General features: G+C 46.3%; 15 protein-coding genes. 12 read left to right on the top strand and 3 right to left on the bottom strand.

The window, feature by feature from the left end:
• Positions 1-32 precede the first annotated feature (32 nt).
• Positions 33-158 carry a protein YhfH gene (gene yhfH / locus NFU07_RS16045; RefSeq protein WP_251479931.1) on the bottom strand — a complete coding sequence of 42 codons (126 nt, stop codon included), beginning with the start codon at positions 156-158 and terminating at the stop codon, positions 33-35.
• Between the two features lie 141 nt (positions 159-299).
• Between yhfH and lplA the strand changes: the two genes are divergently transcribed.
• The 7 genes from lplA (at position 300) to NFU07_RS16010 (ending at position 9,559) form a co-directional block, all read left to right on the top strand.
• Positions 300-1,292, top strand: a complete 993-nt coding sequence (gene lplA, locus NFU07_RS16040) for a lipoate--protein ligase (RefSeq protein ID WP_251479928.1) — start codon at positions 300-302, stop codon at positions 1,290-1,292.
• 73 nt (positions 1,293-1,365) lie between these two features.
• The gene (locus tag NFU07_RS16035) at positions 1,366-2,070 is read left to right on the top strand and encodes a response regulator transcription factor (protein ID WP_251479925.1); all 705 of its coding nucleotides are present in this window, start codon (positions 1,366-1,368) and stop codon (positions 2,068-2,070) included.
• A complete protein-coding gene (locus NFU07_RS16030; RefSeq protein WP_251479922.1) occupies positions 2,070-3,116 on the top strand; it encodes a sensor histidine kinase in 1,047 nt (348 codons plus the stop codon). Before NFU07_RS16035 ends, NFU07_RS16030 begins: the two co-directional genes overlap by 1 nt.
• Positions 3,076-3,849, top strand: a complete 774-nt coding sequence (locus tag NFU07_RS16025) for an ABC transporter ATP-binding protein (protein ID WP_251479919.1) — start codon at positions 3,076-3,078, stop codon at positions 3,847-3,849. Before NFU07_RS16030 ends, NFU07_RS16025 begins: the two co-directional genes overlap by 41 nt.
• The gene (locus NFU07_RS16020) at positions 3,821-5,758 is read left to right on the top strand and encodes an FtsX-like permease family protein (RefSeq protein WP_235198669.1); all 1,938 of its coding nucleotides are present in this window, start codon (positions 3,821-3,823) and stop codon (positions 5,756-5,758) included. The genes NFU07_RS16025 and NFU07_RS16020 overlap by 29 nt, the downstream gene beginning before the upstream one ends.
• A 96-nt stretch (positions 5,759-5,854) precedes the next feature.
• The gene (locus NFU07_RS16015) at positions 5,855-7,411 is read left to right on the top strand and encodes a fatty acid--CoA ligase family protein (protein ID WP_251479916.1); all 1,557 of its coding nucleotides are present in this window, start codon (positions 5,855-5,857) and stop codon (positions 7,409-7,411) included.
• A 171-nt stretch (positions 7,412-7,582) separates the two neighbouring features.
• Positions 7,583-9,559, top strand: coding sequence for a S9 family peptidase (locus NFU07_RS16010; protein WP_251479913.1), 1,977 nt, complete (start codon positions 7,583-7,585; stop codon positions 9,557-9,559).
• Positions 9,560-9,706: 147 nt separating this feature from the next.
• Here NFU07_RS16010 and NFU07_RS16005 read toward each other — a convergent pair whose 3' ends face one another.
• The gene (locus tag NFU07_RS16005; protein WP_251479911.1) at positions 9,707-10,483 is read right to left on the bottom strand and encodes an enoyl-CoA hydratase-related protein; all 777 of its coding nucleotides are present in this window, start codon (positions 10,481-10,483) and stop codon (positions 9,707-9,709) included.
• 103 nt (positions 10,484-10,586) lie between these two features.
• Between NFU07_RS16005 and NFU07_RS16000 the strand changes: the two genes are divergently transcribed.
• Positions 10,587-12,203, top strand: coding sequence for an ABC1 kinase family protein (locus tag NFU07_RS16000; RefSeq protein ID WP_251479908.1), 1,617 nt, complete (start codon positions 10,587-10,589; stop codon positions 12,201-12,203).
• Positions 12,204-12,326: 123 nt separating this feature from the next.
• Positions 12,327-12,695 carry a YhjD family protein gene (locus NFU07_RS15995; RefSeq protein ID WP_251479905.1) on the top strand — a complete coding sequence of 123 codons (369 nt, stop codon included), beginning with the start codon at positions 12,327-12,329 and terminating at the stop codon, positions 12,693-12,695.
• Between the two features lie 95 nt (positions 12,696-12,790).
• On the opposite strand, the gene NFU07_RS15990 is transcribed toward NFU07_RS15995, so the two are convergent.
• Positions 12,791-13,345, bottom strand: coding sequence for a competence protein ComK (locus NFU07_RS15990; RefSeq protein ID WP_251479902.1), 555 nt, complete (start codon positions 13,343-13,345; stop codon positions 12,791-12,793).
• Positions 13,346-13,522: 177 nt separating this feature from the next.
• On the opposite strand from NFU07_RS15990, the gene NFU07_RS15985 reads away from it, so the two are divergent.
• The 3 genes from NFU07_RS15985 to uvrA all read left to right on the top strand — a co-directional run bounded on the left by NFU07_RS15985 (position 13,523) and on the right by uvrA (position 18,777).
• Positions 13,523-13,762 carry an IDEAL domain-containing protein gene (locus tag NFU07_RS15985; RefSeq protein ID WP_052652260.1) on the top strand — a complete coding sequence of 80 codons (240 nt, stop codon included), beginning with the start codon at positions 13,523-13,525 and terminating at the stop codon, positions 13,760-13,762.
• Between the two features lie 143 nt (positions 13,763-13,905).
• Positions 13,906-15,888 carry an excinuclease ABC subunit UvrB gene (gene uvrB, locus NFU07_RS15980; RefSeq protein ID WP_251479899.1) on the top strand — a complete coding sequence of 661 codons (1,983 nt, stop codon included), beginning with the start codon at positions 13,906-13,908 and terminating at the stop codon, positions 15,886-15,888.
• 6 nt (positions 15,889-15,894) lie between these two features.
• Positions 15,895-18,777, top strand: coding sequence for an excinuclease ABC subunit UvrA (uvrA, locus tag NFU07_RS15975; protein WP_251479896.1), 2,883 nt, complete (start codon positions 15,895-15,897; stop codon positions 18,775-18,777).
• Positions 18,778-18,879: the final 102 nt, after the last annotated feature.

Genomic DNA, 18,879 nt, shown 5'->3' with positions numbered 1-18,879 from the left:
CCGGAGCTGAACGCCCGCTTCCGCTTTTCTACCTATAACTCGTTGCAGGAATCACATTTGCTTCCGTAGCATTCGTGCTGTTCTTCAATCTTTTCTCCACATGTTACGCATTGTTTCGGCGGCAAGTTCTTGAAAAATTCGACTACGTTCTCAATCATTCATTCCAGCTCCTTTGTTATAGTACTGTTATGGTTTATTGAATTGTATTATAACAGTTTTGATTCGTCAACCCTAAACCATGAAATTTTTTAAATTATCCGTTAAACTATACAAAGTAGAGAAGTTAAAGGAGAGAGATTATGTATTTCGTAGACAATAAAGGCATTACAGACCCGCGCATTAACTTGGCAATTGAAGAGTATCTATTAAAGACAATGGACGTAGAGAAAGATTCGTTCTTGCTGTTCTACATTAACGAACCTTCGATCATCATCGGGAAAAACCAAAACACTTCTGAGGAGATCAATACCGATTATGTCGATTCGAATGGCATCCATGTAGTTCGCCGCTTGTCCGGCGGTGGCGCGGTTTACCACGATCTTGGCAACTTGAATTACAGTTTCATCACAGTGGATGACGGCAATAGCTTCCGCAACTTCCGCAAGTTCACGGAGCCGGTTGTGCAAGCGCTTCAGTCGCTTGGGGTGGATGCAGAGCTTTCAGGGCGCAATGACTTGATGGTGGCAGGACGCAAAATTTCAGGAAATGCCCAGTTTTCTACGAGAGGCCGCATGTTCAGCCACGGAACATTAATGTTCGATACAGAAGTTGATGCTGTCGTATCGGCTTTAAAAGTCAGCAAAGAAAAAATCGAATCAAAAGGCATCAAATCAATCCGCAGCCGAGTAGCGAACATTTCTGAATTCCTGCAAGAGCCGATGTCTGTCACTGAATTCCGGGCTGCTATCTTAAATTCCCTTTTTGAAGGCGAAGAAAATGTGAAGTACTGGGAATTGACGGATGAAGATTGGGAAAACATCCGTGCCTTATCTGCAGAACGCTACGGCAACTGGGATTGGAATTACGGAAAATCTCCAAAATTCAATATGAAGCATTCGCACCGGTTCCCGGTCGGCGGCATCGATGTTCGTTTGCAAGTTGAAAACGGGACAGTCCAAGCTGCCAATATTTATGGCGACTTTTTCGGTGTCGGTGATGTCGAGGAAATCGAACAAGCAATCACAGGCGTTAAATACGAACGAGCTTCATTAGACGAAGCCATCAGTGGATTTGATATTCCAAAATATCTAGGCGGCATTACGAAAGAAGAGTTTTTGAAATTAATTTATTAAGAATTCATGAAGAGCCTGCTTTTAAGCAGGCTCTTTTGTTAAAATGGAAATAAAACGGAAAGGGGGAATCAGAATGGCAGCCCAACGAATTTTAATCGTAGAAGACGATTTGAAAATTGCGGCGTTATTAGCGGAAACACTTCGCAAATATCATTATGAAGTGGAGACTGCGAAAGATTTTGACCGCATCTTGGAAGAGTTCGAAGCATTTGATCCCCATATGGTTTTGTTGGATATCAATCTGCCTTCTTATGACGGCTACTACTGGTGCCGTCAACTTCGCCAAAAATCCACATGCCCCATCCTCTTCATCTCCGCACGTTCTGGAGAAATGGATCAAGTATTTGCTTTGGAAAATGGCGGAGACGATTTCATCACGAAACCTTTTCATTATGAAATCGTCCTTGCAAAAATAAGAAGCCATTTGCGCAGAGCTTATGGCGAATATGCGCCAAAACAAGAAGAGCGTTCCGTTAAAGCCGGGCGCATTGAATTGTTTTTAGAGCGGATGGAATTGCATGTGAAATCCATTGTGATCCCGCTTCAGAAAAAAGAATGCACGATTATGGAATTGTTGATTGCACAGTTCCCGAAAGTGGTTACGCGGGAGCAATTGCTTGAAGAGCTCTGGGATGACCAGGCTTTTGTAGATGAAAACACATTGAACGTCAATATGACGCGTGTCCGCAAGAAACTGGCGGATTATGAAGTGAAATCTTCAATTGAAACGGTGCGGGGATCCGGCTACCGCCTGCTCTTGAATGAGGAGGAGCTGTAATGTTCCGTCTGTTCTTTAAAGAGCATGCAGCTTTTATCGTGTTCCAGGCAGTGCTTGTTGCCTTCATCATGGCCCTTTATTGGCTCGATGGTTTCCGGAACGTGGATACTGCCATTTATTCGTTTGTTATCAGTACCTTGTTGGTCATCACTTTTTTAGCGGCCCGTTTTGCGAAACGATACCGCTTCTATCACAAGATTCTCTCCGTGCCGGATAAAATGGAGCACGCCATCCAGCGTGAAGGCCGGTCGCCGGAACAGCTGCAAAGCGAAAAATACATGCATGAGCTGTACCGCGTGTATCAGCACGAAGCCCAAGCTTTATATGCAGCTGAAAAACGCCATCTTCAGTTTATGAACCAGTGGGTGCATCAGATGAAAACTCCGTTATCCGTCATGCAGCTTCTCTTGCAGGAAGAAAAGGAATTGGATAAAAGCAGTGTCCAGGAAGAGATGGACCGTTTAAAGGCAGGATTAGATACCGTGCTGATGAATGCCCGCCTTGATACGTTTGAAGACGATATGCAAATTGAACAAGTGCATTTGCGCGGGCTTGTCTCCGAAATCGTCACCGAAAACAAGCGGCTGTTCATTTCAAAGAGGGTTTACCCGGAAATTGATGTGGATGACAGCTTTACCGTAACGACCGACCGGAAATGGATGAAGTTCATTTTGGGCCAATTTTTAACAAATGCGATTAAATATACATTTGAACCGAACAAGAAAGTTTATATTCAAGCCAAATGCCAGGAAGGGCATCTTCTTTTGACCATCCGGGATGAAGGAATCGGAATTCCATCATCGGACTTGCCGCGCATCACAAAAGCTTTCTTTACAGGAGAGAACGGCCGGAAAACAGGAGAATCTACAGGCATGGGCCTGTATTTGGCAAAAGAAGTTTGTGGAAAGCTTGGCCACCAGTTCTCCATTTCCTCAGTAAAAGGAGAAGGCACGACGGTATCTGTCTTATTTGACAACGAAGATACAGCAACAGGAGGAGAAGGCAATGCCGCTATTGAAAATCGACGAAGTGACGAAAGTCTATGAAGGAAAAGTGACGCATAGAGCCCTCAATCAGCTAAGCTTCGAAGTGGAAAAAGGCGAATTTCTAGCTGTGATGGGGCCATCCGGAAGCGGGAAAACCACCTTGCTGAATTTAATCTCTACGATTGATTCCTTAACGGCAGGGGAAATCCTGATCGATGGCATCAATCCCCATCGATTGGATAAAAATGAATTGGCTTTATTTCGCAGACGGAAATTGGGCTTTATCTTTCAAGACTTTAACTTGCTGCAGATGCTGACAGTGGAAGAAAACCTGGTGCTGCCACTGACGCTCGACTATGTTCCGGTCAATGATATGGCCACACGGGTTCTGGAATTGGCGAAGCGCCTGGACCTGACTTCGATCTTGCATAAACGGCCGAATGAAATTTCAGGCGGGGAAGCCCAGCGTACGGCAATTGGGCGCGCTTTGATCCATAAGCCAGCCATCATCTTAGCGGATGAGCCGACGGGGAATTTGGATTCCAAAGCTTCCAAAGACGTCCTGGATCTTTTGTCGAGAGTCAGTGCCAATGAAGGCGCCACGATTGTCATGGTGACACATGATCCGATTGCTGCAAGCTATTGCGACCGGGTGCTGTTTATCAAAGACGGTGAATTTTTCAATGAAATTTACGGCGATGAACGGCGCCAGACATTCTATCAAAGGATTTTGAACGTGCTATCCTTGCTTGGAGGAAATGTCAATGACCTTTCGGCAACTCGCCTACCATAATGTTTTCCGCAACCGAAGAAGCTATGCTGCTTTTTTCCTCGCAAGCGTTGTTTCGGTGATGGTGTTCTTCGTCTATTCGATGTTTATTTTTCATCCATTATTTGAAGAAGATGGCTTGCAGGTGCTGGCTGTCCGGGGAATGTTCATAGCGGAAGTTGTACTTTATATTTTCACGCTGTTTTTCCTGTTTTATTCGATGAGTGCTTTTTTGCAGGCACGGTCGAAGGAGTTCGGAATTCTTATGCATTTAGGGATGACCAAAAAGCAGCTAAATAAGTTGATCTTCTTTGAAACGATGATTCTCGGCTCGGTTTCAACCGTGGCCGGAATCGCTTTCGGTTTTGCGTTTTCAAAGTTTTTCTTTATGATCGGCCGTGAAATCATGGAACTTGAATCGCTGCCGCTGTATGTATCATGGCAGCCATTTGCCCTAACCATTGGGGCATTTGCGAGCCTTTTCATCATCATTTCGGTGATCAGTGTAGCGTTTATCCGGACGAAAGGGATTTTGGATTTGCTGCAAGGCTACTGGAAAGTGGATGAAATCACGAATGCATCACGCTGGCTGTCTTTTTTAGGATTTTTGCTGTTGGGGATTTCATATGTGCTTGCTTCTGTCGTGACGGACGAGACCGTCTATACAATGGTGCTGATCATTCCGCCGCTGGCCACTTTAGGGACGTATCTCTTCTTTACGCATTCCGTCCATTCGCTGCTGAATTTTTATAAACGGCGAAAAGGGGTTTACTGGCATAAGACCCGGTTGGTTTCACTTGCAGAAGCTTCTGTCAAACTGAAAGACAGCGCACAGATGTTTTTCATCGTGACCATCGTTTCGACTGTGGCTTTTCTAACCGTCGGGACACTCGCTTCATTTATGTCTTATACAGGCGATTACCGGGAATCAAATCCGCTCGGGCTGGTTTATATTTCGTTTGACGGCAATAGCAAAGAACTGCAACATATTGAGGGATTGACTGCTGAACTGGAAGAAAAGGAACTGGCTTACGATCTTGTTCCTTTAGTGGTCAAAAGACAGACTTCTACATTTACCGGCAATGACGTGGACATCATCCGCATGTCCGAATTTAATCGTCTGGCGGCAGCACTTGGTTTTGAACCTGCGTATCCGGACCGGGGCGAAGCGCTTTTTATCCCTTATTCGAAAGAATCCTTGAAAGAATTGGGGAAAAGCCAAGTTCAAACGGAATTGATGGAAAGCGGAGTTGAGCTGTCGATCGATCAAGTCTATCCGCATATTCTTTTTCCGGTCCATACGGTCAACTTTAATAGCATTGTCGTGAATGACCTCGATTATGCAGCGATCGACGAACCGCTTCAAGGCTATGCCGACGGGGAATCGACGTTTACTTATTACGCATTCGACATTCCATCGTGGGAAGAAACGGTAGCCATCGGTTCGGATTTAACCGCTCAAATTGAAAGAGCGGTGGAACAGGAAGATTTCAGCGGACTGAATTTCTTTTTTGAGAATCCGGGAGAAGATTACCGTTGGTTCAAATCCTCTTTTGCTATATTGCTATTTATCGGCGTGATGGTTGCTGCGGTTTTCTTATTGGCAGCAGGCAGTTTCATTTACTTCAAATTGTATACAGGTCTCGAACGGGACCGGAAGCAATATCTCCTATTGGTCCGTTTGGGAATGACGGAGAAAGAGCTTGGTAGAATCGTCAACCGCCAGCTCATTCCGCAGTTTTTCCTGCCATGGGTCGTCGCTTTATTGCACAGCACTTTCGCTTTTATCTCGCTCCAAGTTGTCTGGGATGAATTTGCTGAGCTTTCGATTCTAGGAGAAATGATTCTAGTGCTTACAGGGTTCACAATTGCTCAAGTCCTTTATTTCTATTTAATACGGTGGCGCTATATCGCCCATTTACAAGCATCGTGAAATACGATGCTTGTTGTATTGTCAGAAGATTTATTCTATAATGATATAGTGTAAATAATGAATGACTGTTCATTCAACACGAAAGAGGGATGGAAAATGAATTTAAGCAAACGTGTTCATGAAATTTCACTGCAAGATCCAAACAAAGCGGCGTATCATTTTATGGGGAAAGATACATCGTACGGGGAATTCGATCAATCGGTTTCTAAATTCGCCGGCGCCCTTAAAGAACTGGGAGTAGAAAAAGGGGACCATGTTGCATTTTTGCTGGGCAACTCTCCGCATTTCCTCATCTCTTTATATGCGACGATGCGACTCGGGGCAACAGCAGTGCCAATCAATCCGATTTACGCTCCTGATGAAATCGCTTACATAGTGAAAGACAGTGATGCGAAAGTGGTTATTGCACTGGATGCCTTATTGCCGCTTGTTGAAAAAGCACATATGGCGCTTCCGAAAGTGGAGACCTTCGTCATTTGCGAGACCGATGCTGCAACAGCTGCAAAATTGGCAGAACTGCCGAAAGAGATCGGGCAGAAAGTGGCGGCTTTCTCGGAGATTCTCTCCAAAGCCAATCCGATTGAACAGTCGGCTGATGTGCAAACTGATGATAACGCTGTCATTTTGTATACGTCTGGAACAACAGGCAAACCGAAAGGTGCAATGCTGACGCACGGCAATTTGTATTCCAATGCCCGTGATACCGGAGCTTACCTGCAAATCGGACAGGAAGACCGGATTATTGCAACTTTGCCTGTATTCCACGTCTTTGCTTTGACGGTTGTGGTCAATGCACCGTTGATCCAAGGCGCGACCATTATTCTCATTCCGCGCTTCAATCCGAAAGATGTATTTGATGCGATCAAGTCCCAGAAAGCAACCGTGTTTGCCGGGGTACCGACGATGTTCAATTTCATGTATCAATTCCCGGAAGCGCAAACGGCTGATTTTGAAACCGTTCGCCTCGCGATTTCAGGAGGATCTGCATTGCCGGTAGCATTGCTCCATAATTTTGAAGAGAAGTTCAATGTCCGTGTATCGGAAGGTTACGGTTTATCAGAAGCTTCGCCGGTTACGTGCTTCAATCCGGTTGACCGCGAACGTAAAGCCGGTTCGATCGGAACGTCCATTGTCAATGTAGAAAACAAAGTGGTCGATGAATTGGGAGAAGAAGTCGCTGTAGGCGAAGTCGGCGAATTGATTGTCCGCGGCCCTAACGTCATGAAAGGCTATTACAAAATGCCGGAAGAGACGAATGCGGCGCTTCGGGATGGCTGGCTTTACACTGGCGACTTAGCTAAAGTCGATGAAGAAGGCTATTTCTATATTGTTGACCGTAAAAAAGACATGATTATTGTTGGAGGCTATAACGTCTATCCGCGTGAAGTCGAAGAAGTGCTATTTGCACATCCGGGCGTTTCAGAAGCGGCAGTCGTTGGTTTGCCGGATCCGAATTTCGGTGAAGAAGTGAATGCTTACGTCGTGTTAAAAGATTCTTCGGTGACGATAGAAGAGCTTCGCGCGTATTGTGCAGAGCACTTAGCGAAATACAAAGTGCCAAAGCATTTTGAAGTCCTTGACGATCTACCGAAAAATACGACAGGAAAAATTCTGCGCCGTTCATTAAAAGATCAAGCGTTGAATAAATCATAAAAGAGTTGCAAAACATCCGGTCTTACCAGCCGGGAGGGGGAAAGAAAGGCTCAGGCAGCGAGGCTGCCTGAGCTTTTTTAATGCATTTGATTGAAAAAACTGACATTTTTCATTATAGTAAGAGAAGTAATATTGCGAGTTTCGAAATAATTAACCCAAGGAGGATTTCAAGTGGCCAAAAAAGCTGTAGAAATAAAAGACCTGACTAAATTAATATCGGTGACAGATCCTCATATTTCGCCGGATGGAACGCAAGCCGTATTTGTCCGGACACATATGGATGAAGAAGAAAATACATATATTGCCCATCTGTACCATAGTGATTTGGCAAGCGGAGGAGTGACGCAATGGACGCACGGAAAAGAACGGGTTTCCTCGCCGTCATGGTCCGCGGACGGTTCAAAAATCGCATTTTTATCGACGCGCGATGAGAAAAACCAATTATACGTCATCCCGGCATCCGGAGGGGAAGCGAAGGCATTAACGGATTTTGAAAAAGGCGTAAACAGTTTTGTCTGGTCTCCTTGCAACAAGAAAATCTGGATCAATGCCATGGCAAAAGACGGCAAAACATTTACGGATAAAGAAGACAAAGAAGAAAAGAAAAAGCCGGAGCCGGTCTTCGTGACGACGATGAAATACAAAATGGACGGCGCGGGTCTTGTTCCGCAAGATGTCCATCGCCATATCGGGATCGTCGACATCGAAACAAAAGAAGTGGAGCAAATCACAAAAGGCGATTACCATTACAGCTTAGAAACGGTATCGCATGACGGCAGCCGTCTGGTCTATAGCGTTGTCCGTGAGGAAAATGTGGATCACCTTTTCCAAGAGCCTTTGTATTTATACGAAGTGGAAACCCGAAAAGAAACCTTGATCATCAATGAAGGAGGCTATTTCGGCGGCGCGGCATTTTCGTTCGATGATTCGAAAATTGCATTTGCTGGAAGCACCCGTTATTTCGAAAATGCGACGCATACAGAAATTTATGTATACGATGTGGCGGCAGGAGGCTATTTCTGCCTGACAGAAAGCATGGATTTCCCGATTGGGGATTATACAGTAGCCGACCATCAGCAAGGCGCTGTTGCACCGGCAGTGGTCTGGACAAAAGATGACCATCTGTATTTCCAAGTTTCCACAATGGGCGATGTCCGTTTGTACTTCGCTTCGCTGGACGGGGCCATCTACCCGGCATCGCCTGAGATGGAACACATCTACGGATACGATATTTCGCGCGACGGCGTATTTGCAGTAGCTGCCATCAGCAACCCTGTAAACCCGGGAGAATTGTATAAATTGACGATTGCCACCGGTGAACGTTCAGCCCTTACAGCGTTCAATAAAACCTATTTGGAAGAAACGGAATTGATTCAGCCAGCGTCCATCATTGCAAAAGGGGCAAATGATTGGGCAATCCATGGCTGGTTGATGAAACCGCGCGGCTATGCAGAAGGGGAGAAGTATCCGCTGGTCGTGAATATCCACGGTGGTCCGCATGCCATGTACGGCAACACATTTGTCCATGAAATGCAATTGCTTGCAGCGAGAGGCTTCGGCGTCTTATACGTCAATCCGAGAGGAAGCCAGGGCTACAGCCAGGAGTTTGTGGATGCCGTCCGCGGCGATTACGGCGGAGCAGACTATGAAGATATCATCAAATCGCTTGAAGAGATGCTGGCGGAACATGACTGGATTGATCAAGATCGCTTAGGTGTTACCGGCGGAAGCTACGGCGGGTTCATGACCAATTGGATCGTCGGCCATACGGATATGTTCAAAGCGGCTGTGACGCAGCGCTCCATTTCCAACTGGATTTCATTCTTCGGGGTGTCGGATATCGGCTATTATTTCAGCGATTGGCAAATTGGGACTGATATGACGGATGTCGAGAAATTATGGAAGCATTCGCCGCTGAAATACGCAGCCAATGTGAAAACGCCGTTATTGATCCTGCATTCGGAAAATGATTACCGCTGCCCGATCGAACAATCGGAGCAATTCTACATTACGCTGAAAAGTATGGGCAAGGAAACCGAATTCGTCCGTTTCCCGGAAGCCGACCATAATTTGTCGCGCACCGGAAAACCGAATCTCCGCTTTGTCCGCCTCGAGCAGATTACCGGCTGGATGGAAAAATACCTATAAGAGTTAAAAGTGAGCGGTGCCTGATTGCCAGGCGCCGCTTTTTTATGGAATTTTGAGGTTTGTTTGCGGAATCCCGGAGTTTATTTGCAGAAGCACAAAATCCATCAAAAAAGCCGTGCAGGCTGCACGGCTTTTTCTAATCCATAATTATTTCCCTTTAAACACCGGTTTTCGTTTCTCGCCAAATGCCATCAACGCTTCGATGCGGTCTTCGGTCGGAATGGTCAGCTCGTAAGCTTTTCGTTCAATATTTAAGCCGGTCTGCAAATCTGCATTCATGCCGTTTTTGATAGCATATTTCGCTTGCTGCAGCGCAATCGGCCCGTTGGCAAGCATCATATCGGCAAATTGAGCGGTAGCTTCAATCAACTCGCTGCGCGGCACCACTTTCGTGACGAGGCCGTAATCAAGCGCTTCCGGAGATTTCAAGCGGCGCGCCGTTAAGATCAATTCCATCGCTTTCGATTCGCCGATCAGCCGCGGCAAACGCTGCGTGCCTCCTGCGCCCGGGATGATGGCAAGGCTCGTTTCAGTTAAGCCGAGCAGCGTATCATCCGCAATGATGCGGAAATCACAGGCTAGTGCGAGTTCCATGCCCCCGCCGAATGCAAAACCGTTCATCATGGCGATTGTCGGCTGCGGCAAGTTTTCAATCGTTGTAAAAACTTCACCGATTTTGAAGATGTTGCGCTTCACATGCTGGTCGGTCAAAGTTTTGCGTTCTTTCAAATCAGCCCCTACGCTAAATGCCTTTTCGCCAGCCCCTGTAAATACCACTACCCGGATGTCCGGATTGATGCGGATCGCCTCAACGACTTGCCCAAGTTCTGTCAGCATGTCGTAGTTGAATGCATTCATGGCTTCAGGTCGGTTTAACGTAATAAACGCGAGATTCCCTTGTTGTTCGTAATGAATTGTATTCATTTCCATCCCCCTTTAAAATCATGCCATCCTTAAAAAACATACCACTTTTTGGACTATTGCGCTAACAAACTCTATAATGAAAGCCAGGGAAGGGGGCTCACTAATGACGCGTATTGCATTCATCCGCATTTTCCGCATTGTCTTCATGGCAATCAAATTCTATACGCAAGCGATGCTCTTCCAGCGCCGCCACCGAGGCAACTGGAATCCGCTTGTGCAGGAAAAATGGGAAAAGCTCGTAACCAAACAAGCGAAAGAATATAAAATTCTCGCTCTGAAATTAAGCGGGTTAATGATTAAATTAGGACAATTCCTGTCTACGCGAGCCGACATCATGCCGCCTTCTTTTTTAGTGGAACTGGAAGGCCTGACAGACCGCGTACCATCCGTGTCTCGTCAAAAGATCGTCTCTGTGCTGGAACAAGAGTGGAATTCGCCTCATACAAGCTATTTGACGAGCTTATCCGATGAGTCGGTTGCCTCTGCTTCGATCGGAGAAGTCTACAAGGGCGTTTTAAAAGATGGAACGGAAGTGGCTATCAAAGTCCAGCGTCCCGGAACAGACCGCATCCTGCGAGCTGACTTTCAGGCGATCCGAATCGTTATCTGGTTCCTGCGGACATTTACGCCGCTTTCAAAACAAATGGATTTCAAGCAACTGTACAACGAAATGACCGAAACAATCGGAGCCGAGTTGAATTTTCTTCAAGAGCTTCAAAGCGGCCGTGCATTTGCAGAACGCTTTAATGGAATGGAAGGCGTTCGTTTTCCTGTCTATTTTGATGAATACACCACCCGCCGCGTTCTTGTGATGGAATGGATCGAAGGGGCGCGCATTACAGATCTGGCATTTATCGAAAAACACCATTTAGACCGCCATGAACTTTCAGAACGGCTGTTCATCCTGTTTCTTGAACAAGTGCTCTACGGAGGACAATTCCATGCGGACCCGCACGGCGGCAATATTTTACTCAAGCCTGACGGCACGATTGTGTTGATTGACTTCGGGATGACCGGGACGATTTCAAAAGCCGATTCACAAGCGGTCTTAAGAATTGCAGAAGGCATCATCTTTAAAAATTACGATGAAGTGCTGGATGCATTGGAGGAGCTGCGTTTCCTTTTGCCGCAAGCTGACCGGGCCTTATTGGCAGATACGATTGCCCGGCTTGTCACCGCTTATGAGTCGAATGAATTGATGCAGATGGACAGCTTTGTGGTCGAGCGCTTGTTGAAAGATTTACAAGGCATTGTCCGGACACAGCCAGTTCAACTGCCTGCAGAATTCGCTTTTTTCGGAAGAGCGGCTTCGATTTTTGTCGGCGTGCTCCATGTCTTGGATCCCGGCATTGACTTGCTTGCCCTTGCCCGTCCACGAATACTGGAATGGGCTTCCTCTCAAAAAGAAGGAAAGCGGATGTTCGGCAAAGAAGATGTATTGCGCTGGGTAATCCAAGCATCAAATCCGCTGCGGGTTTTCCCGCAGAAAGTGATCAATTACTTAGAAGAGCCGGAACGCATGCGCCATTACCTGGAGAATCGGGATGGCCGTGTACGGGAACATCAAAGAGATCTGCAGAGCCGCATGTTTGCTGGCATTTTCACGATTCTATCATTTGTCGGAATCTCGATTGCGGTCTGGTTTTCCCATGAAGCATTAATCTGGGTATCTTCCGCATTTTTCGTCGGATCTTTATGGACGTACCGATCTATTAAATAACCATCAAAAAAACTGCGCCCCAGCTGGCGCAGTTTTTTTTTACATAAGGGCTATTGCATTCTGCCATTTTAGCTATAAAATGATAATAAGAACAAATGTTCTCTTTTTGGGGAGGTGGACAAGATGCCGTTGATCTCACAAGAGGAAGTAGCCCATTTTGAAAACATGATTTATTTGCCGATGGTGTTGATCATTTTGGAACGCGACCGCGCCTTGATCGAAAAAGGGTCTTTTAAATTGAAACGGCCTTATTTGGAGCTGATAGAAGGCGCAAGCAAGCATGCGCAAAGAGAACTGACAGACACAAAAATCCATATGCGGAAGCGCCATATGAAAGTGATGAGAGGAAAAGGAGATGATACTTTTACTGAATATGTCTTTTACCATGGGGGATTTGAAGACCATCGCCGCTATCTGAATGTCCGGCTGCGCAATCGGGTAGAAGAATTATTGAGGGTGTATTTAGCGATGGCCTACAATGAAACGCAATGAAATGAAGACTGTTAAAGAGGGAGCGGCCTTATAGAAAAGAGGCTGACGAAACGTCGAGGTATGAATCTCTGCCTCTTTGCTTAAAAGAAATGCAATCATTCGAGCGGATGTTCTTTGCGCGGTGTATAGCGGCGCTTTGTTAAATAGACCATCTGGTGTTTATGGACCTGCTGGGCATTTTTGAAATAGCGGCGAAGCGAACCGGCGAAAGAATGCTGGTTTCTGAGTGCGATGGGCGAGACATCGAGCGGGACCGTCACTCCGTTGCTCAAATGGACGATGCTTCCTTTTCCGCTTTCATCCGTATCCACAAGTTCTACGGCATCAAAGTTAAACCAAACAGAATCTTTATTCTTCGGAGAATGGGTTGGGAAGAACAATAAGGGATTGCCGTAATATTCACCGATGATGACAGGCGGTTTATGCTTCACGCGAATCGCCTTTTGGGAATACAAAGTTGCACTTTCCAGCGATCCACGATAAAACGAACACGAAGAAGTGACCGTTTTGTAAACCGACTCTTCGACCACAAACTCACTGCGGTCTTCAATCACGCGTGTGCCCTCCCGGTGGCCGTCCATATACGGCATAAGTGCATAAGTATTGCTGCACACAGTATATGATAAGGGATTTTGATTCCTTTTACCCATGATTAAACACCCCTTTAATTTACTATACATATAACATTATAATAAAATATGGAAATTTAGCAATGTCTTTAATCGGAATATAAAATTTTTTCTATTTCATTAGAATTTTCAAAAAAGTTATTGATTATTCCTCTCGCTTTCATGTATACTAATGAAAAGCATTCGGGGTGAAGAAGAATGGAAAACTATTATTCTTATGCTGATTTCATGAAAGCGATGGCTCAAACAAAAAAGATCACTGAAGCGGAAAAACTGCTAAACGACATTTACCTGGATTTATTTCTAAAGCATGTTCACCGCTCACAGCAAGAAGCACAGCTCATGACACTAATCGATGAAGCCCTGGACAATAATGACCGTCAATCATTCGCCACTTATACTGCACAGTTGCAGAGCCTGCAATGTGATGAAGATTAAATGAGAAAACCGCTCCTTGTGAGCGGTTTTTTTTATTGCCTAAAAAGAAAAAAATGATAAAAAACATACGTTCGCTTTTTGTTAGGGGATTTTTAGGGCATATGATAAAATAGAGAGAGCGATATAACGGGAGGACGTTGACTATGAAACAGGAATTTAAACTCCAGGCCCCTTATGAACCGGCTGGAGATCAACCGCAAGCCATAGCGGAACTGACGAAAGGCATCATCAATGGCAAGCGTTGCCAGACCTTGCTCGGGGCTACAGGAACGGGCAAGACTTATACGATGTCAAATGTCATTCAGCAAGTGAAGAAGCCGACTTTGATCATGGCGCATAACAAAACATTGGCTGGCCAGCTTTACAGCGAATTCAAAGAATTTTTCCCTGATAATGCGGTTGAATACTTTGTCAGCTATTACGATTACTATCAGCCAGAAGCTTACGTTCCACAATCGGATACTTATATAGAAAAAGATGCCAGCATCAACGATGAAATCGATAAATTGCGGCATTCAGCAACAAGCTCATTATTTGAACGCGACGATGTCATCGTCGTTGCTTCAGTTTCCTGCATTTACGGACTTGGATCTCCGAAAGAATACCGGGAACTCGTTGTCTCCCTCCGGAAAGGAATGGAAATCGAACGCAATCAGCTGCTCCGGAAATTGGTTGATGTCCAATATGAACGAAACGACATCAACTTTATTCGCGGAACTTTTCGCGTGCGCGGAGATGTCGTGGAAATTTTCCCGGCATCCCGTGACGAACATTGCTTGCGCGTCGAATTTTTTGGAGATGAAATCGATCGGATCCGTGAAGTGGATGCGTTGACCGGCGAAATCATCGGCGAACGTGAACACGTAGCCATTTACCCGGCATCCCACTTTGTTACCGGTGAAGAAAAGATGACAAAAGCCATTGCGAATATCGAAGCGGAACTGGAAGAGCGTTTGAAGGAAATGCGGGCAGAAGATAAATTGCTTGAGGCACAGCGCCTGGAGCAGCGGACACGCTACGATCTGGAAATGATGCGCGAGATGGGATTCTGTTCAGGAATCGAAAACTATTCCCGCCATTTGACTTTGCGTCCACCGGGTGCGCAGCCTTATACATTGATTGATTATTTCCCGGAAGACTTTTTGTTGGTTGTCGATGAAAGCCACGTGACGCTGCCGCAGGTAAGGGGCATGTTCAATGGTGACCAAGCACGCAAAAAAGTGCTGGTCGACCATGGTTTCCGTCTGCCGTCTGCCATGGATAACCGCCCTTTGACATTTGATGAATTCGAAAAGCATATCCATCAAGCGGTATTCGTATCAGCGACGCCAGGCCCTTATGAACTGGAACATACACCGGAAATGGTCGAACAGATCATCCGTCCGACAGGCTTGCTCGATCCAACGATCGAAGTGCGGCCGATTGAAGGGCAAATTGATGATTTAATGGATGAAATCCGCCAGCGCGTTGAACGGGATGAACGTGTACTTGTGACGACATTGACGAAAAAAATGTCTGAAGACTTAACGGCTTATTTGAAAGAGGCAGGCGTTAAAGTAAACTACCTGCATTCCGAGATTAAAACCTTGGAACGCATTGAAATTATCCGGGAACTGCGAATGGGTGTCTATGATGTCCTAGTCGGCATCAACTTGCTTCGTGAAGGGCTCGATATTCCGGAAGTCTCGCTTGTAACCATCTTGGATGCGGATAAGGAAGGCTTCCTCCGTTCCGAGCGCTCGCTGATCCAAACGATGGGACGGGCTGCCCGGAACTCGAACGGCCACGTTATCATGTATGCGGATAAAATGACCGACTCGATGAAAAAGGCGATTGACGAAACGACCCGGCGCCGGACCATCCAGGCAGAATACAATGAAAAACACGGCATCACACCGATTACCATCCAAAAGAAAATCCGCGATGTTATCCGTGCTACTACGGCAGCGGAAGACACCGAACAATATGTTACAAAAGCAGCAGCAGGCAAAAAGCTCAACAAAGAAGATCGCCTGAAGCTGATTTCGTTATTGGAAAAAGAAATGAAAGAAGCGGCAAAAGCGCTCGATTTCGAACGGGCAGCCGAACTTCGCGATACTGTGCTTGAATTGAAAGCGGAAGGGTGATGGAACTTGAAAAACCAGGAAATACGTATAAAAGGGGCAAGAGCCCACAATCTGAAAAACATTGATGTCACCATCCCGCGCGACCAGCTTGTAGTGATGACGGGTCTTTCCGGTTCCGGGAAATCTTCATTGGCTTTTGATACGATCTATGCAGAAGGGCAGCGGCGATACGTCGAATCGCTGTCTTCTTATGCACGCCAATTTTTAGGACAGATGGATAAGCCGGATGTTGATTTGATCGAAGGGCTGTCGCCGGCTATTTCAATCGATCAGAAAACAACGAGCAAAAATCCGCGTTCCACTGTGGCGACAGTAACCGAGATCTACGATTATATGCGCTTGATGTATGCGCGGATCGGCAAACCGATCTGTCCGAATCATGGCATTGAAATTTCTTCCCAGACGATTGAACAAATGGTCGATCGTTTGCTTGAATACCCAGAGCGGACAAAAATGCAGGTTTTAGCACCGGTTGTCTCCGGGCGGAAAGGTACGCATGTGAAGATGCTGGAAGATATTAAAAAACAAGGATACGTCCGGGTTCGCATTGACGGTGTTTTAACGGATCTTGACGATGACATCAATCTCGATAAGAACAAGAAACATTCGATTGAAGTGGTAATTGACCGCGTCATCATGAAAGAAGGCATTGCACCACGCCTCAGCGATTCTTTGGAAGCGGCATTGCGGTTAGGAGAAGGGCGCGTGCTAGTTGATGTCATGGAACAGGAAGAGCTCTTGTTCAGTGAACATCATGCATGCCCAATTTGCGGATTTTCAATCGGTGAATTGGAGCCGCGTATGTTTTCATTCAACTCGCCTTTTGGCGCTTGTCCGGAATGTGACGGGCTTGGCCATAAACTGGAAGTGGATCCTGACTTAGTTATTCCCGACTGGAATTTGTCACTCGAACAAGATGCAATCGCTCCTTGGAAGCCGACGAGTTCGCAATACTATCCGCAAATGCTGAAAGCCGTATGCAAGCATTATAAGATCGACATGACGGTTCCGATGAACGAATTGCCAGAAGAGCATATCCATATTCTGCTTCACGGTTCTGGACACGACAAAATCCGTTTCCGTTATGAGAATGACTATGGCCAAATCCGGGACAACCACATTCATTTTGAAGGGGTCTTGACGAACGTCGACCGGAGATTCAGAGAAACGTCTTCTGACTGGACGCGGGAACAAATGGAGAAATACATGGGTGAACAGCCTTGCCCGACTTGTAAAGGGTATCGCTTGAAACCGGAGTCGCTCGCAGTTAAAGTGAATGATCTGCATATCGGATCGGTTTCCGAATTCTCGATTGTCGAAGCGGATCAATTTTTCGAGAAGCTTGTCCTTTCGGAAAAAGACGCTCAAATTGCAGACGCCATTGTGCGGGAGATCCGGGAACGGGTCAGTTTCCTGATCAATGTCGGTTTGGATTATTTGACGCTTAACCGTGCATCCGGTACTTTATCGGGCGGGGAAGCTCAGCGGATCCGCCTTGCTACTCAAATCGGTTCACGATTGACCGGCGTCTTGTATATACTGGATGAACCGTCGATCGGGTTGCATCAACGAGACAATGACCGTTTGATCGGGGCATTAAAAGACATGCGGGATCTCGGAAATACGCTCATCGTCGTAGAACACGATGAAGACACGATGCTCGCAGCCGATTATTTAATTGATATCGGACCAGGGGCAGGCGTGCACGGCGGGGAAGTCATCGCGGCCGGTACCCCTGAAAAAGTAATGAAAAATAAAAAATCGTTGACTGGCCAGTATTTGAAAGGGACGAAGTTCATCCCGATTCCAGCAGAGCGCCGGCAATCTGATGGCCGCAAAATTTCAATTCGCGGAGCCAGTGAAAATAACCTGAAGAATGTGGACATTGATATTCCACTGGGCTTGTTTGTGGCGGTTACCGGTGTATCGGGTTCTGGGAAAAGTACCTTGGTCAATGAAATTCTTTATAAATCATTGGCAAGCCGCTTGAACCGGGCACGCATCAAACCAGGCAAACACAAATCATTGGAAGGCATTGATGAGTTGGAAAAAGTCATCGATATCGACCAATCGCCAATCGGCCGTACCCCGAGATCGAATCCGGCAACTTATACCGGGGTGTTCGACGATATTCGCGATGTGTATGCATCGACAAACGAAGCGAAAGTCCGCGGCTATAAAAAAGGACGATTCAGCTTTAACATCAAGGGCGGACGCTGTGAAGCCTGCCGCGGAGATGGTATTATAAAAATAGAAATGCATTTCCTTCCGGATGTCTATGTGCCTTGTGAAATCTGCCATGGAAAACGCTATAACCGGGAAACATTGGAAGTGAAGTATAAAGACAAGAGCATCTCTGACGTATTGGAAATGACGGTTGAAGCGGCGTCGCAATTTTTCGAGCACCATCCGAAAATTCACCGCAAGCTGAAGACCATCGTCGATGTGGGATTGGGCTATATCACATTGGGCCAACCGGCGACTACGCTATCCGGGGGAGAAGCGCAGCGTGTGAAACTGGCTTCAGAGCTGCATAAGCGCTCAAACGGCAAATCCTTCTATATATTGGACGAGCCGACAACCGGGCTTCACGCCGACGACATTTCGAGGCTCCTTCTCGTGCTCCAGCGCTTGGTGGATAACGGCGATACAGTCTTGACCATTGAACATAATCTCGATGTCATCAAGACCGCTGACCACATTATCGATCTAGGGCCAGAAGGCGGCGATAAAGGCGGTACGATTATTGCGACAGGGACACCGGAAGATATAGCTGCTGTAAAGAAATCCTATACAGGCAAATACCTTGGACCGATTTTGGAACGGGATCGCGCCCGTACCGATGCGAAAGTCAAAAAGGCGACAAGCAAGAAAAAAGTTGCGAAATGAAACTTTTCCAGTCAGTAAACGTATGATTAAGTAGAACATTCAGCTTGGATTTTGATCAGCCGGAAGGAGCAAGGTTCTGGCTGATCAAGAGTTCGGCAAAGA

Origin of the sequence: Planococcus sp. NCCP-2050 (genome assembly GCF_023708025.1) — a bacterium.
GTDB lineage: Bacteria > Bacillota > Bacilli > Bacillales_A > Planococcaceae > Planococcus.
The sequence above is the reverse complement of the archived record's forward strand: the minus strand, read 5'-3'. Positions and strand labels throughout refer to the sequence as shown.